Raw genomic sequence first — 15,645 nt, forward strand, 5'->3', positions numbered from 1 at the left:
CCATTGCAGGTCCGTCATCCGATCAGGAGATTTGCCAGTTCAACGAAGCCCTGTCCGCTCCGGCTATCCGTGATCCAGGTTGGCTCATTGGGTATACGCCCAACAAAATCAGCAACATTCGCCACACCGACCGAATGGGGAAAACGGGCAAACATCGGAGCATCATTCGGGGAATCTCCAGCAAAAACCACCTGATCCAGAACATCTTCCAGCTCAAGATTATAAACTTCCCGGAACAGCACCTCTGTCATAGTCAGTTTGTCGTAATCACCAAACCAGCCGTTTACATGAATTGAACTGATCTTTGCCTTGGCTCCCGCCTCGTTAAAAAGGTCAACTATCCGGTCAATCTGCTCTTGTGGCAAAGCCTCAACATCCTCGCAAAAATCAACAGCGAGATCAGCGATTCTGTAATCCTGATCCGAAGCAATTCCACTCCCCGGCACTGCGAGAGGGATGGATTGCCGTAGCTGCTCGATCTTCATTCGATCAAGTTTGCGCTCAGTCTCATCCTTCCAGAAACGGCAGATCATTTTACGATTGCCGTGATCATACCGAAAATAGAATGCTCCGTTTTCCCCTACAACAGCATCAACAGGCCACATCCGAGCAATATGATCACACCAGCCAGCAGGACGCCCGGTAATCGGGATCACATGGAACCCGGCCTTCTGCAGGCGATCCAGCGCCAGATAGCTTTCGCCTGTCAATCGGCCTTCGCTGGTGACGGTGTCGTCAATGTCCGTCAATACAAAGCGGATATTACGACAGACAGACTTGGGAAATTCGTTCAGGGGCTTCATCGCGCATTCCACTTTACTAGACAGAGTGGTGAGGAAGAAACTGTACCAGTGAATCTCCCCGCCAGGACTTACTCTACCTAACGTTTACCCAGATAAAAGAAAAGGTTTTCCAAAACCGTAAAAGGCCATCCAGTTCCGCCTTTTATGTCACCGCCTTCATAAAAACACCTGCCAGCTTTTGGCACCCCTGTTTGATTTCTTCCCGAGTACAGGCGCCGTATCCCATCATCAGCCCTTGGTGAATATTTTCGGGCGACGCGTAGAACAAAGACAAGGGAGACAGTGAGATTTCCTCTTGATCAGCTCGTCTGACGATTTCACGATCTGTCGTTTTTTTCATAACCTTATCTGTCAGGAATGCAGTCAAATGTAATCCGGTTTCATCGGGTTCGACCTCCAGATATTCCGGTAAAAAGCGTCTGATATTCTCGAGCATACAGATTTGCCGTTCGGCATAGAGGCGGCGCATACGGCGAATGTGCGCCGAAAAATGGCCTTCAGCCATAAAGTCTGCAAGGGCAGGCTGTGCCAGCAGGGACGAACGGTCATCCAGCAAGGCCCTGGCCGCGGCCACTGAATCAACCAGATCCTCGGGCACAACCACATACCCCAGGCGCAACACATGGAACAGGACCTTGGAAAAGGAACCAAGATAAACCACTCGCCCCGCCTGCCCGCTCCTTTGCAACCGCTCAGCTTCTAATCCCTGCAGAGAAGATAAGGGATTCCCTGAAAACCGGAATTCACTGTCATAGTCATCTTCCAGCACCCAGGAATCATTCTCTATCGCCCAATCAAGCAGTTCCAGTCGACGGCGTAAAGACATCACAACCCCGAGGGGGTATTGGTGTGAAGGCGAGACAACAGCCATACGGGCTGAAGGCGCCAGTCGCCGGCCTGCCTCGACTGAAAGCCCCTCTGCGTCTACAGGCACCGGGACTGTTGTAATTCCAGCGGAATGAAGAGGCCCCCGTAGCCCCGGATAACCTGGCTCTTCAAACCAGACCTGATCACCGGAATCAAGCAGAACCCTGGCCATGAGGTCGACCGCCTGCTGGGACCCCGATGTAATCATAACCTGTCGCCAGTCACATTGCAGTCCCCTTGCGGCTCTGAGGTGATCAGCAATTGTCTTGCGCAAGGGTGCATAACCACAGGGATCAGGGTTGCGCAGAACTTCATCTTTGGGATAACGCCAGGTTCGCGCCAGAGACCGGGCCCAAAGTGGAAAGGGAAATGAATCAAGATCAGTCATGCCCGGTGCAAAAACCCTGTGACTCCGATGAACCCTTTTCTCCATGGCGGCAAGCTCCAGCCCGCGCTTGGATAACCCTCGACCTGATCTGACTCCTCCCGTCTGCCCCTTTTCCCCTAACGCCTGTGCAATAGTCCCAAGATCTTCAGGCAACACCCCGGAAATAAAGGTTCCTGATCCCGTTTGTCCTTCCAGATACCCTTCAGCAAACAGCAGGTCAAAGGCGCCCAAAACCGTATTTCGAGAACAGGAGAGTTCTTTTGCCAGAAAGCGGGTAGACGGCAAACGCTCTCCTGGAAGAAGGCGTCCCTTGAGTACGAGATCCCTGATCTGGACATAGAGTTGCCGTTGAAGAGGCATTTCGTCCTCTTTTAGCAGACTGATTTCCAATAACGGTGTGTTGGATGATCGCGCAGAGGTGGACAAAATCAGGTTGGCTCCTGTGTTCTGAAAAATACAATGAACTGTTGGTACCAATTTTTCATGAACCTGTCTTTGCCGCAACGGAGAAAAGCTTTCTAATACTCCTTGTCAAAAATTGAACCCGAACAATTTTTCATTCCAAATATCGTTACTGCAAATTTCCTTGGCGACTGTTATGCAAGAAGGGACCTATCCAGTTTATCCAGCAGGCAAATAAATGTCCCAGCAAACCAACGGATCTTCCAGTCTTCTCGCCAGCCTCGCTCCTGGCAGCTTTGTCATTCTCTGGAGTTCAGGTTTCGTTTTTGCAAAAATGGCCTTGCCCTACGCCGAAACCATGACATTGCTGGCGACCCGTTTCCTCATCGCCATGGCTCTTATGCTGGTCATTTCCCTTATCTGGAAAGCCCGCTGGCCAAAAAGCATGACCCAGGCTTTACACATCGCTATCGCTGGTATTCTGCTTCACGCGACTTACCTTGGGGGAGTTTTCGCAGCAATTGAACGGGGACTGGAAGCAGGTGTTGCTGCCCTGATCGTAGGGATTCAGCCCCTGCTGGTCGCTTTTGTTGCAGGTATTTTTCTCAAGGAAAAGATAACAGCCAAACAATGGACAGGGCTCGTCCTAGGTGTCAGCGGTGTGATCCTTGTTGTCTGGTCCAAACTCGAAGACGGCCTGGGGACTGAACTCGGTGTCGCCATCGCCGTTATTGCCCTGATCGGTATTTCCATCGGGACGGTTTATCAAAAACGCTTCTGTGGTGAAATGGACCTGCGCACAGGTGCCGTCATTCAATATACAGCAGCAGCAATCCCGACGGGAATTTTAGCCTATTTCACGGAAACCATGATCATCAACTGGACTGGAGAAATGATTTTTGCCATGGCATGGCTGGTCATTGTCTTGTCTGTCGGGGCGATCAGCTTGTTGTATCTTCTGATCCGCAAGGGTGCCGCCTCTAAAGTCTCAAGCCTGTTCTTTCTTGTGCCCCCTACGGCATCCCTGATGGCCTGGATACTTTATGACGAGGTTTTTCAATCCGCAGCCCTCATCGGTATGATCATGACGGTGCTGGGTGTTGCTCTCGTTAACCTGAAACCGATCAAGCGGTTTGGGCTACGTAGTCGGCCTGGTTAAGAAAACCTGTTGCTGCGACGACCTAGAGATTTCCCATAAGCCGATCTTCAAGCTCGCAGGATTCGTCGATGATCAGGGTATAAAGACGCCGTACAAATTCGGGATCAACGCCTTTGAGCTTCCCTGTCTCGGCGTTGCGTTCACGGACTTCGTCAACCCGGTCCTGCAGCACAGCGGGGACCCCGTGTTTGCTCTTGAGCTGAGCCACTTCGCGAATAACCTGGAAGCGCTGGGAAAAGAGTTCCATGATCTGATCATCAAGATCATCGATACGTCGGCGATAAGGGGCTAGAAGCTCCATAAAGAAAGTAACTCCGGTACTTAAGAATCTGGCCTGTCGTGAAAATAGCAGGCCCTAGAAATCCACACAAATTCCCTTGCGTTCCCAATCACCATACCGTGTCGGCTCCAGCCCCTGCGGGCCACCGATCTCTTTTTTCCGCTCCAGGCCTTCCATCAGCTCCTTTTCGCGCTGAAGTCGGGCTTCAAGAGCACGCTCGAGATCCTTTGCGACAATCTTCTTGCGATTGGCAACAGCAGAGACTTCCTGCGAAGAGGAAGAAGAGACAACCGGGCGCTTTCCCCCCGGTTTATGTGCCGTAAATGTTCTCGTCATACCTATTCATATGGCATGTAAAAAGTCACAAGCCAAGCCCCGTTCACAAACAATTCCAGAGATAAAACACCCCCCAGATTACAGAAAACCATCTTTGCATGGCACCCTCGCTGAAAAATCGCTTTTCTCCTTTGCCAGACGTGATAAACCGTAGCTTATGACAGAAAACAGCAAAAACTCTTCCAAGGCCCGTCCCGGCGGCAAAGTAAGTTCAAGTCGGAAGTCTTCTTCCCGACGGCCTGCAAACCCGCGCGAACTGGTTTTACTTCTCCTGAAAAGCATTCTCAGGGAACAACAGACTCTTGACGAGGCTCTGGGCAACAACCTCGCTGCCTTTGAAGCAATGGAAAAACGGGATCGCGCCTTTACCCGGTTGCTGATCTCGACTCTGATGCGACGCCTCGGGCAGATCGACAAAGCCATCAATGCCTGTATGAGCCGCAAGCTCCCGGTCAAGATGGTCGATGTTCGTGATATTTTGCGCCTTGGCGCAGCCCAGTTGCTGTTTCTCGATACACCACCGCATGCCGCTGTCAGTACATCTCTTGATCTTGCCCGGGGCCCGCGCCTGGCTGGGCACAAACCCTTGATGAACGCCGTATTACGACGGATTTCCCGCGAAGCCGAAGAACTACTGGCTGGAATGGACGACAGCCGTGACAACATGCCCAAATGGATGTGGGAAAAGTGGTGCAAAATCTATGGTGAAGAAACCACCCGCGCCATTGCCCTTGCACATCTTGTAGAGCCCCCGCTTGATCTCAGTGTCAAATCTGCCCCGGAACAATGGGCAGAAAAGCTTGGTGGGACTGTCACTTCTGGAAATTCGATTCGTTTGCAGCAGGGATCCGGTGATCCAAGCCAGCTTCCCGGCTTCAACGACGGGGAATGGTGGGTTCAGGATTTTGCCGCCAGTTTGCCAGCCCTGCTTCTAGGCCCTGTAAAGGACCTCAGAATTGCGGATATCTGTGCCGCACCTGGCGGGAAAACCGCTGAGCTTGCTGCTGCAAAAGCAAATGTAACCGCGGTTGATGTTTCTTCCAAGCGGCTAAAGCGTTTGCGCGAAAATATCAAGCGCCTGAATCTCGACGTAGAGGTCCTTACAACAGATGCAACGACATGGCAGGTAGAGCAGCCTTTTGATGCCGTCCTGCTTGATGCCCCCTGTTCTGCCACCGGCACCTTGCGCAAGCACCCTGAACTGGGACGGATCAAACGACAGGCCGACGTCAACCAGCTTTCCCAGATCCAGAGCAGACTCTTGGAAAACACCCTCTCCCTGGTTAAACCCGGGGGTCTTATTGTCTATGCGACCTGCTCGCTAGAACCGGAAGAAGGGGTAGAGCAGATAGAAAAGCTCCTCGAGGAAAACCCGGCGTTGGTAGAAAGGTTACCCATCAGAGCTGAAGAGCTGGGTCCTGAACCCTGGCTCGCATCCCTTGTGACCGCTGAAGGCGATTTGCGTTGCCTTCCCTGTCACCAAAAAGAAGAAGGCGGCATAGATGGCTTTTACGCCTGCCGCCTCAAGAGGATATAGGAGCTTCGATAACTTCCAGGATACCGGGCTATGCTGCCCGGATACCCTGGATAAACGCTTCAACATTCTTGCGCATTTCTTCTGAATGACGCGCAAGTTCATTGGAAGCTTCAAGAACCTGCTGAGATGAATGCCCAGTCTGAGACGAGGCCTCGCTCACCCCTTGCATGTTGGAAGTCACTTCAGAAGTCCCCGCAGAGGCTTCCTGAACATTTCTGGAAATTTCCTGTGTTGCCGATCCCTGCTCTTCAATAGCCGTGGAGATCGAGTTGGAAATATCATTCATTGCGGCAATTGTCTTGCCAATGGCCTCAATAGCAGCAACTGCAGATTTGGTTACTTCCTGCATCTCGTTAACCTGCCCACTGATTTCATCAGTTGCTTTGGCCGTCTGGTTAGCAAGATTTTTCACCTCACTGGCAACAACAGCAAACCCTTTACCTGCTTCGCCAGCCCGAGCCGCTTCAATAGTCGCATTCAAGGCCAGAAGATTGGTTTGTTCAGCGATATCGGAAATAAGCCCGACCACCTCACCAATACGATTGGAAGCCTGCTCAAGCCCTCTGATTGTCGCAATGTTTGCATCTGCTTTGGAAACAGCATCACGGGCAATCTGACTGGACTCTCCAACCTGACGGTTTATCTCTTCGATTGAACAACTCAGCTCTTCAGCAGCGGCCGCAACAGTTTGCACATTAACCGAAGCCTCTTCTGCTGCAGCTGCAACAGTATTGGAACGCATGGCCGTATCCTGGGCGATCGTCGACATCTCGCCAGAAGTATTTTTCATCTGGGCCGCTGCAGAACCAACCTGGGTCAGAATATCATTGCTATCCTTCTCAAAAGCAGCAACCAGTTGCTCGATACGTTTCGTCCGCGCTTCCCGCAGAGAAACCATTTCCAGTTCCTTGGCCGCCATTTCATCCTGTTTGATGGCATTCTCTTTAAAGGTCTGGAGAGCAGAAGCCATATCGCCGATTTCATCGCTGCGATCCCGACCAGAAACCTCAAAGGTTTTATCTCCATCCGCAAGTTTCAACATCTCATTCGTCGACTGCTGGATAGGACGGACAATCGAGCGGGCAAAATACCAACCCAGTAAAGCCACAAGAACCAGAACAACAAGCCCGATCAACAGAATATAAATGGCAGCTTCGTTTGAAGATTCCAGTACTTCCTCTTCGTCAATTTCAGCAATCATCGCCCAGCGAATGCCTTGAAAATTCAGCGGTACATAAGCAGATACAACCGGGATTCCACGGTAATCTGGTACAGTCTCAACACCACTTTGTCCCTCAAGAGCCAAGCGAACCGTCTCTGTTTCAACTTTTGTTTTAAGGATAGTTGGCTCATTGGACAGTCTGGAATCACTGCGCATCAGATAGTCATTACCAACAACATAGGTTTCCCCACTGCGGCCCATACCTGTACTCAACTGCAATATGCTGTTGATGCGATCAATAGGCATTTGAAAGACCAGGGCACCCTGAAATCCGGTAGTAGTTATAATCGGTGTCGCCATAAAACTTGCAGGTGCTCCATAACTTGGACTGTAAGGAGCAAAATCGATAAAGGTTATATGGCCAGCCTGTTTGCTGGCTTGTGCGCCTTTGAAGGCTGCTGCCAGTCCCGTATCTTTGTACTGCCCTTCAAGCAAATTTGTAGCGTAATCCAGCTCCTTGAAAACCGTATAGACAACATTGCCCTCTGCATCGACCAGAAAGATATCATAATAACCACGGCCATCCAGCATCTGCCGGAACCATGGGTGAAAACGTTTGTGTTCAATATGGTAGGCATCGTCTATAGCAGGTCCGTCAAAGAGGTGCTTTTCGCCCAGCTTTTCCGTATTCCCGGCCGCATTTGTTTCAGTTGTGCCGCTTTCGTTGATATAAATCCCCTGAAGGGATTTCAACGGGTCGCTATGAAGTCTTTTCTCATCTCGAAACCCAAGAGCCAGATTAGACAAAGCATTATGAACATAGCCGTTGGCCGCGGTGATCGTGATATCTTCTTCAATCGACTGAAGATATTGTGCCAATGATGCTGTTCTTGCTTCTGCACGGGCAAGTAACGTCTGTTTTTGCTGATCGACAAGATTACTGGATGTGTTTATGACAGAAAACACACCAACAGAAACAACAGACAATATCGCAATAATCACAAACAATATTGGCAATTTTTGCGCTATTTTTAAATTGGTAACCATACCGGAACTCTTCATCGAAAGGTCCTCCTATAGCCCTATTTCCTTTGATTCTCTGGCTTAAAGTTTAATTTTTATCTAAAAAAGCCAAAAAATACTCCCGACTGCATACCATCGTATGTCAAAACATTTAATTCTTGCTTAAAATTTCGCCTTAAAACTCCGGGTAGAAATTCCGCATACTCAATCAATAACAAAGACGGAGCACCAGTCAGATAACCACCACCTTGCGAAAAACAGGTGTTGCTGTTACCAAAGTTAAAGAACATTTCTTTCATTTTTTGCCTGACAGGCCCCAGACAGAACGAAACAGAAAAATGCAAAAACCCACCCGCATAGCTCCCTCAATACTCGCCGCTGATTTTTCCCAACTCGGCAAGGAAATACAGCGTCTTGATCAGGCGGGTGCTGATTTAATTCATGTAGACATCATGGACGGCCATTTTGTCCCTAATATTTCATTTGGCCCGGCGATTACCAAATCTGTCCGATCAGTCACCAAAAAACCGTTTGACGTACACCTGATGATTTCACCCGTGGATCTCTACATTGAAGCGTTTGTCGAAGCAGGTGCCGATATCATCACTATTCACCCTGAAGCTGGTCCACATTTTCATCGCACCATTCAGTTGATAAAATCTTTGGGTGTTAAAGCTGGCCTTGCCCTGAACCCCGGAACCCCGATTGAGATCGTGGATCATGTCATAGAAGACCTGGACCTTTTGCTTGTTATGTCTGTAAACCCCGGATTTGGCGGGCAAAGCTTCATACCCGGCGCCCTTGATAAAATTTCTGCCTTGCGGCAGAAAATTGATACAACCGGAAAAGACATCGACCTGGAAGTTGATGGTGGTATTAATTTTGAAACGGCACCCAAGGCCATCGCCGCCGGAGCAGATCTTCTCGTCGCCGGAACCGCGACCTTCAAAGGTGGTCCAGATCACTACGCAGCCAATATCCTCAAAATGAAAGGCCAGTAAGAGCGCGCAGAGATGGAAGGGCACAGCCAGTCCCAATCACCAGAAAATACCAGAATTTCAGACCGATGGGTTCGGGGAAAGACGAACCTGAGCGAGCGACTATCTGCTTTTTTTAGACTACCAGGTCCAATTGCTCTTGCCAGAATTGGTTTCAAATTAAGGTATCTCTATTATATCAGCCCCCTGTTTTCGTCACAGTTGATACGGCGGCCCACCACCAGTCTTGTTTTCGCCCCCTCAGATCCGTGGCTCGGCAATACAACACGCGGGCGAAACATCCTTGCCGGACAGATCGAACTGGCAGGACAGATTATCCACAATCCCGCCCCTCTCTGGAATCCTCTTGGTGCTGAGCAGGAGTTTATCAAGGAACTACATTGTTTCGGGTGGTTGCGCGACCTGCGGGCTGTTGCCGGTGACCAGGCAAGACGATCCGCGCGCCAGATGGTCAACCTCTGGATAGAAGACAATAGCAACTGGAGGCCCCTTTCCTGGGAACCTTCAATGACAGGCGCTCGTCTCTATAACTGGCTTGGTCACTATGAGTTTTTTGGCAGCTCGGCCGACATAGAGGTTCGTCAAAAATTACTGGAATCTATTTCTCATCAGGCCCGTTACCTTTTCCGCTGCCTCCCTGCAGGCTTAACTGGGGTCGAGCTTATCAGAGCGATCAAGGGACTGCTTTACGCCGGTGCCTGCCTGCCAAACCGGGAACTCTGGCTTGAGCGGGCTTTAAGACTGTTGGCCAGGGAATTACCTGGTCAGGTTCTGCCTGATGGCGGCCACATACAGCGCAGCCCGCATATTCATCTCGAAGTATTGCGCCATCTGATCGATATACGCGCCACCCTTCACGCCTCGGGCAGAGAGGTGCCAGGGTATATCATCACAGCAATTGAGAGCATGTCACCAGTCCTGCGTCTGTTCCTTCACGGAGATGGAGGGCTTTGCCTGTTCAACGACTCAAATGAAGATCACGGCTGGCAAATCGATATGGTTTTGCAAAGAGCGGAAGGCAGAAAACAACCCCTTATGTCCGCCCCACAGAGTGGCTTTCAGCGTATTCAGTCAGGCAGGATACTTCTGATTGCAGATGCCGGAGCCCCTCCGCCGCCCGGACTTGATCTTAGTGCTCACGCAGGCACTCTCAGTTTCGAAATGTCGATTGGTCGCGAACGCCTTATCAGCAACTGTGGCGTGCAGCGTCATCACCCGCAATGGCGTTGGGCGCCAAGAGCAACGGCGGCCCATTCAACAGCCACGCTGGGGGAAACAAACTCAGCTTATCTTACCCCAAGCAACGGCCTGGCGCGCCGACCACAAAACGTGACCTGCAGACGGGACGAACGCTCTGGCGAAGTCTCTTTGGATATGAGCCATGACGGTTATCTGGAGAAATTTTGTCTTGTTCATTATCGGCAGATCACAGTCTTGGCAAAGGGTGAAGGAATAGTCGGCATTGATTCCTTTTCTCCACCCAGTTCAAAAATACAAGCAGATAAAGTCAATTTTGCTATCCGCTTTCATCTCCACCCGGATGTCCAGGCATCCCTGATCAATGGAGCCGATGCCATTCTGCTTCGCCTGCAAAAGGGCGGTGGATGGCAGATTACCTGTCACGGAGCGCATCTTGCCCTGGAACCCAGCATATATCTCGGTAAAGCTGGTGATATCAGAAGAAGCCAACAGGTCATCATGAGCGGTATAACAACCAGTAATGAAACAAAAGTAGAATGGAATCTGGTTAGGGTTACCAACAAAAAAACCGATGATGAACCTGACCAAAGCAACTTGTGGGACCTGTAAATTCGGTGCTTGATCTTCTGACAATTTTTGCCCTGTTCTGCCTTGCTTCCTGTCTTGCCACGAGCCTGTTGCGCAAGTTTTTACTGCGCAAAGGCGTCCTGGATACTCCCAATGAACGGAGCAGCCACACAATCCCGACTCCCAGAGGGGGGGGTATTGCACTGATGGCCGTTCTTCTCACTGGTTGGGTGGGCTATGGCCTCTCTGCTCCCGAAGTCTTACCCGGATTTTGGCAGATTATCCTGGGCAGTCTGGCTTTGATGGCTGTTTCCTGGCTTGATGATGTAAAAAATTTATCAGCAAAAACGCGTCTTGTTATACAGATTTTTGCTGTAGCCCTGGGCTTCTGGGGTTTGAATCGTGCAGGGTTGTCGGTTCAGCTATTCCCCGGTTACCTCCCCCTTTGGTTAGATCATCTCATCCTCGGTCTAGCCTGGATCTGGTTAATCAATCTCTATAATTTCATGGATGGTATCGACGGAATTTCAGGTATCCAGACAATCTCGATTACCCTTGGCTTAATTATCCTGGCCTGGCAATTGCCCCTTCCGCAAGGTTTTCAGTTTTTACCCCTTATCATTATGGCCTCGACAACCGGGTTTCTGATCTGGAACTGGGAACCAGCCTCGATTTTTCTGGGAGACGTGGGCTCAGTTCCTCTGGGGTACATTCTCGGATGGTTTTTTCTCTTGTTAATCTCCCAAGGCCTTTGGGCTGCCGCGTTGATCTTGCCGCTTTATTACCTCTGTGATGCGACCTTTACTTTGATAAAGCGCCTGCTTAAAAAGCAAAAAATCTGGCAAGCTCACCGGGAACACTGTTATCAATGGGCAGTCCGGAACGGAGCCAGCCACAAACAGGTCGTTCTGGTAATTCTGGGCTGTAATATCGGCTTGCTTGGGATAGCGGTATGGTTCAGCCAGAACCATCCATGGCTAAGTTTGACTTTTGCACTAATGCTGGTAAGCCTGACAATGATCGTTCTTCTTCGCAAACAGGGCTTAAAGGCCTCTGGCAAACAGAAGCCGTAACCATTATTGTGCCGCACAGAATTGAAAGAAATTATACTCGGTCGGTAATAAGGAAAGTGCACCAATGAGGCTTCAGGCCACTCCCCGTTTCAAGTCTCTGGTAGCTTTTGTCCATGACCTGATCATGGTCGCGATTTCTTTTGCCCTGGCACTTGCTCTGCGCACCGATGTCACTCAGCCCGTTTTGCTGCCTTCAGGCGACCTGTTGCCGACTTGGGGATTCTTTATAATAGTCGGTGCTTTTTCCTTTTGGTTACTGGGCTTTTACAAAGGAATATGGCGCTACGCCTCAATGAACGATCTTTTTAACATTATCAAAGCCGCCACTTTGATCATGTTAATCTTTGTTCCTGTATTGTTTTTCTGGAACAGACTGGAAGACATCCCTAGAAGCTCGCTGATTATAAACTGGTTTATCCTGATCTTCTTGCTGGGTGCCCCCCGGATGCTCTATCGCATCTGGAAAGATCAGGGCTTTCGCCGGATAATGGAAAAAAACAGTCATCTCAGAATACCTGTCTTTCTGATCGGGGCCGATGATCTCGCGGAAGCTTTTGTTCGTCATATCAGCCGTGATCCCGGTAGCCTGTACGAGGTCGTCGGCATTCTTGATCCCAGCGGAAAAGAAGCGGGACGGCGAATTCATGACATCCCGGTTGCTGGCCCCCTCGAGAAACTTGAGACTGCGCTAAAAGTCTGCAGCACGACGAACAGAGCACCACAAAGGCTTGTCATATCAACAGTGCTGGAACGTGAGGTCATGCAGTTTATCAATGCTATAGCTGAAAAGCAGGCACTGATACTGGACCGCTTACCGAACCCTACCGAATTTAAAAGCAGTAATGGCGAAAACATCGAAGTGCGGCCAATTGCTATTGAAGATCTTCTGGGCCGGAAACAGGCCACTCTTGATCGGCAAGGAATGCGGGATCTGATTTCTGATCGCAGAGTATTGATCACAGGTTGCGGTGGTTCAATCGGCTCGGAGTTGGCACGGCAAATCGCATCCTTTGGTCCAGCACACCTGATCCTGCTCGATAGTTCTGAGTATAATCTCTATTCAATCGATCTGGAAATTGATGAAAATTTCCCGAATTTAAAAAGAGATGCTATCATTGGTGACGTCCGCGATCGTTCCCGACTTGAGCAGGTCTTTGAACGTTTCAAGCCCGAACTGGTCTTCCATGCTGCTGCACTGAAACATGTCCCGCTTGTAGAAGCTAACCCGGTAGAAGGCGTCCATACCAATACATTGGGCACCCGAAATACTGCCGATGCCTGTCGTAAGGCAGGCGTGAAAACGATGGTATTGATATCCACCGACAAAGCGATCAACCCTCCGAATGTCATGGGCGCAAGTAAGCGACTGGCAGAAAGCTATTGCCAAGCTCTCGATATTGCCGGAAGAGACGAAGGAAAAACCCGTTTTGTCACCGTTCGTTTTGGCAATGTTCTCGGCTCAACCGGGTCTGTTGTCCCCCTTTTTGAACGGCAATTGCGTGCCGGAGGGCCCCTTACCGTTACCCACCCAGATATTACACGCTATTTCATGACCATCCGAGAAGCCGTTGAGCTTGTCTTGCAAACCATGACTCTTGGCGCAGAACTTGGCAGTAACGATGCCGGAAAAATCTATGTTCTGGATATGGGTGACCCGGTAAAAATAGTGGATCTGGCCAAACAGGTTATCCGGCTTGGGGGATTTGAACCTGATCAAGAAGTCATGATCGAATACACTGGTTTACGACCAGGAGAAAAACTTTACGAAGAGCTTTTCCACGAAAGTGAACCACTCCTCCCAACCAACCATAACAGCCTCAAACTAGCTTCACCCAGAACGGCAGATCTGGAATTTATGATCCAGAGCCTGGATCACCTGTCCCAGCTCATCCAGAAAAGAGACCGGCCAGGGGTAATTGCCCAGCTGCGCCGTCTGGTTCCGGAGTATAATGGCCAACAACCCCAGGATAGAGATCTCGAAGCAGCAGCCTCTCACCAATGAGATTATAGCTGCCACTTCAAGCACTCGACGCATTGCATCAACCGACACTTCACGCTATTAGTGGCGCGCCATTCGAAAAATCGGCCAACCAGGGCGACCACCCTTGTCAAAAGACACAGGGAACCGCCCCACCTCCTGCTCCGGCGGGCAACCGGGGTAGAAGACAGCTGCTAAGGAACTGCTATGTCTGAGACCATCCGTCGTGCGCTCGTTTCCGTTTCCGATAAATCCGGGCTTGTAGAATTCGGCAAGTTTCTTGCTGATCAGGGGATTGAGATCCTCTCAACCGGCGGATCAGCCAAGGCCTTGAAGGATGCTGGCGTACCGGTCAAGGAAGTATCCGCGCACACCGGTTTTCCTGAAATAATGGACGGGCGGGTCAAGACCCTGCACCCGAAGATCCATGGTGGTATTCTGGCCAGGCGCGATCTGAAAACCCACACCGATGCCATGACCGAACACGACATCGCCCCGATTGATCTGGTGATCGTTAACCTCTATCCCTTCGAGGCAACCGTGACCTCTGGTGCGGATTACGAAACCTGTGTGGAAAACATCGATATCGGAGGCCCCGGTATGGTACGGGCTGCAGCCAAGAACCACGGCTTTGTTACCATAATTACCGATCCGGCTGATTATCAGCTTGTGATCGACGAGATGAAGGCGCAGGGCAACAGCACATCCGCTGAACTCCGCCGCAAGCTGGCCGCCAGTGCCTACAGCCATACTGCCAGATATGATTCGATGATCTCCAACTGGCTCCAGAGTGAATGCGGGATCGACTTCCCCCGCGAGACCACTCTTGGCGGCAAACACAAACAGTCCCTGCGTTACGGCGAAAACCCGCATCAGGTTGCTGCCGTCTACAGCTCTATCGACGCACGTCCCGGTGTGGTCACCGCAAAGCAGCTGCAAGGGAAAGAGCTCAGCTACAATAACCTCAATGATACCGACGCTGCTTTTGAACTGGTTTCCGAATTTGAGGCCCCGACCATTGCCATTATCAAACACGCCAACCCCTGTGGCGTAGCAACGGGCGACAATCTCAGTGATGCCTACAAGGCAGCGCTTGCCTGTGACCCGGTCAGTGCTTTTGGGGGCATTATCGCCACCAATCGGACCATGGACGCTGCCACAGCTTCTCAGGTCGCTGATCTTTTCGCCGAGGTTATCATTGCTCCGGATGTAGATGAAGAAGCCCGGGCGATCTTCGCATCAAAGAAAAACCTGCGTGTCCTGATCACTGGTGCCATGCCAAACCCGGCTGATCGGGGCATGACCATGAAAACCATCTCCGGCGGTTTCCTTCTGCAAGGTCGCGATAATGGGCGCATTACCGCTGCTGATCTGAAGGTCGTGACCAAACGCGCCCCGACAGAACAGGAACTTGCAGATATGCTGTTTTCCTTCCGTGTGGGCAAACACGTCAAGTCAAACGCCATTGTCTACGTCAAGAACGGTGCAACAGTCGGAATAGGTGCCGGACAGATGAGCCGGGTTGATTCCTCCCGCATTGCCGCCTGGAAAGGCAAAGAGGCTGCCGAGGCTGCAGGTCACGCACAATCAGTCACTGTTGGCTCGGTGGTTTCCTCTGATGCCTTCTTCCCCTTCGCTGACGGTCTGCTTGCAGCTGCAGAGGCAGGCGCTACAGCCGTGATACAGCCCGGTGGATCCATGCGGGATGACGAGGTCATCGCTGCGGCTGACAAAGCTGGTCTGGCAATGGTCTTTACCGGCATGCGCCACTTCCGCCACTAGGCACAGAGCCCCGTATCTGCAACAAAGGCTGCCGATTGGCAGCCTTTGTTCTTGTACAAGACAGTTACAGTTCAGGCCGCAGCAGTTTCC

13 protein-coding genes are annotated in these 15,645 nt (G+C 50.9%); 7 read left to right on the top strand and 6 right to left on the bottom strand.

The features are described 5' to 3' along the window. Positions 1–14 precede the first annotated feature (14 nt). Together O4H49_RS09940 and O4H49_RS09945 are read right to left on the bottom strand one after the other, a co-directional pair. Positions 15–803: an HAD family hydrolase gene (locus O4H49_RS09940; protein ID WP_269423282.1), complete on the bottom strand. Its 789-nt coding sequence runs from the start codon at positions 801–803 to the stop codon at positions 15–17. A 142-nt stretch (positions 804–945) separates the two neighbouring features. Next, positions 946–2,418, bottom strand: coding sequence for a PLP-dependent aminotransferase family protein (locus O4H49_RS09945; protein ID WP_269423283.1), 1,473 nt, complete (start codon positions 2,416–2,418; stop codon positions 946–948). 280 nt (positions 2,419–2,698) lie between these two features. Between O4H49_RS09945 and O4H49_RS09950 the strand changes: the two genes are divergently transcribed. Continuing rightward, entirely contained in the window at positions 2,699–3,619 is a 921-nt protein-coding gene (locus O4H49_RS09950; protein ID WP_269423284.1) for a DMT family transporter, read from the top strand. 22 nt (positions 3,620–3,641) lie between these two features. Here O4H49_RS09950 and O4H49_RS09955 read toward each other — a convergent pair whose 3' ends face one another. Continuing rightward, on the bottom strand, positions 3,642–3,920 hold the full coding sequence (locus O4H49_RS09955) for a chorismate mutase (protein WP_269423285.1): 279 nt from the start codon (positions 3,918–3,920) through the stop codon (positions 3,642–3,644). 54 nt (positions 3,921–3,974) lie between these two features. Then, a complete protein-coding gene (locus O4H49_RS20610) occupies positions 3,975–4,235 on the bottom strand; it encodes a DUF1674 domain-containing protein (protein WP_331283754.1) in 261 nt (86 codons plus the stop codon). 157 nt (positions 4,236–4,392) lie between these two features. Between O4H49_RS20610 and rsmB the strand changes: the two genes are divergently transcribed. Continuing rightward, positions 4,393–5,772 (top strand): 16S rRNA (cytosine(967)-C(5))-methyltransferase RsmB, encoded by a 1,380-nt coding sequence (gene rsmB / locus O4H49_RS09965; protein WP_269423286.1) that lies wholly within the window; start codon positions 4,393–4,395, stop codon positions 5,770–5,772. 28 nt (positions 5,773–5,800) lie between these two features. Here rsmB and O4H49_RS09970 read toward each other — a convergent pair whose 3' ends face one another. Both O4H49_RS09970 and O4H49_RS09975 read right to left on the bottom strand, forming a co-directional pair. After that, positions 5,801–7,996, bottom strand: coding sequence for a methyl-accepting chemotaxis protein (locus O4H49_RS09970; RefSeq protein ID WP_269423287.1), 2,196 nt, complete (start codon positions 7,994–7,996; stop codon positions 5,801–5,803). Between the two features lie 56 nt (positions 7,997–8,052). After that, a complete protein-coding gene (locus tag O4H49_RS09975; RefSeq protein WP_269423288.1) occupies positions 8,053–8,256 on the bottom strand; it encodes a hypothetical protein in 204 nt (67 codons plus the stop codon). Positions 8,257–8,295: 39 nt separating this feature from the next. On the opposite strand from O4H49_RS09975, the gene rpe reads away from it, so the two are divergent. The 5 genes from rpe to purH all read left to right on the top strand — a co-directional run bounded on the left by rpe (position 8,296) and on the right by purH (position 15,555). Next, a complete protein-coding gene (gene rpe / locus O4H49_RS09980) occupies positions 8,296–8,958 on the top strand; it encodes a ribulose-phosphate 3-epimerase (RefSeq protein WP_269423289.1) in 663 nt (220 codons plus the stop codon). Between the two features lie 12 nt (positions 8,959–8,970). Beyond that, positions 8,971–10,764, top strand: a complete 1,794-nt coding sequence (locus O4H49_RS09985) for a heparinase II/III family protein (RefSeq protein ID WP_269423290.1) — start codon at positions 8,971–8,973, stop codon at positions 10,762–10,764. A gap of 5 nt (positions 10,765–10,769) precedes the next feature. Beyond that, positions 10,770–11,795 carry an MraY family glycosyltransferase gene (locus O4H49_RS09990; protein WP_269423291.1) on the top strand — a complete coding sequence of 342 codons (1,026 nt, stop codon included), beginning with the start codon at positions 10,770–10,772 and terminating at the stop codon, positions 11,793–11,795. A gap of 64 nt (positions 11,796–11,859) precedes the next feature. Then, positions 11,860–13,797, top strand: coding sequence for a polysaccharide biosynthesis protein (locus O4H49_RS09995; RefSeq protein WP_269423292.1), 1,938 nt, complete (start codon positions 11,860–11,862; stop codon positions 13,795–13,797). A gap of 183 nt (positions 13,798–13,980) precedes the next feature. Then, positions 13,981–15,555: a bifunctional phosphoribosylaminoimidazolecarboxamide formyltransferase/IMP cyclohydrolase gene (gene purH / locus O4H49_RS10000; protein ID WP_269423293.1), complete on the top strand. Its 1,575-nt coding sequence runs from the start codon at positions 13,981–13,983 to the stop codon at positions 15,553–15,555. The last annotated feature ends 90 nt before the right edge of the window (positions 15,556–15,645 follow it).

The organism is Kiloniella laminariae, from assembly GCF_027214005.1.
Lineage (GTDB): Bacteria > Pseudomonadota > Alphaproteobacteria > Kiloniellales > Kiloniellaceae > Kiloniella > Kiloniella laminariae_A.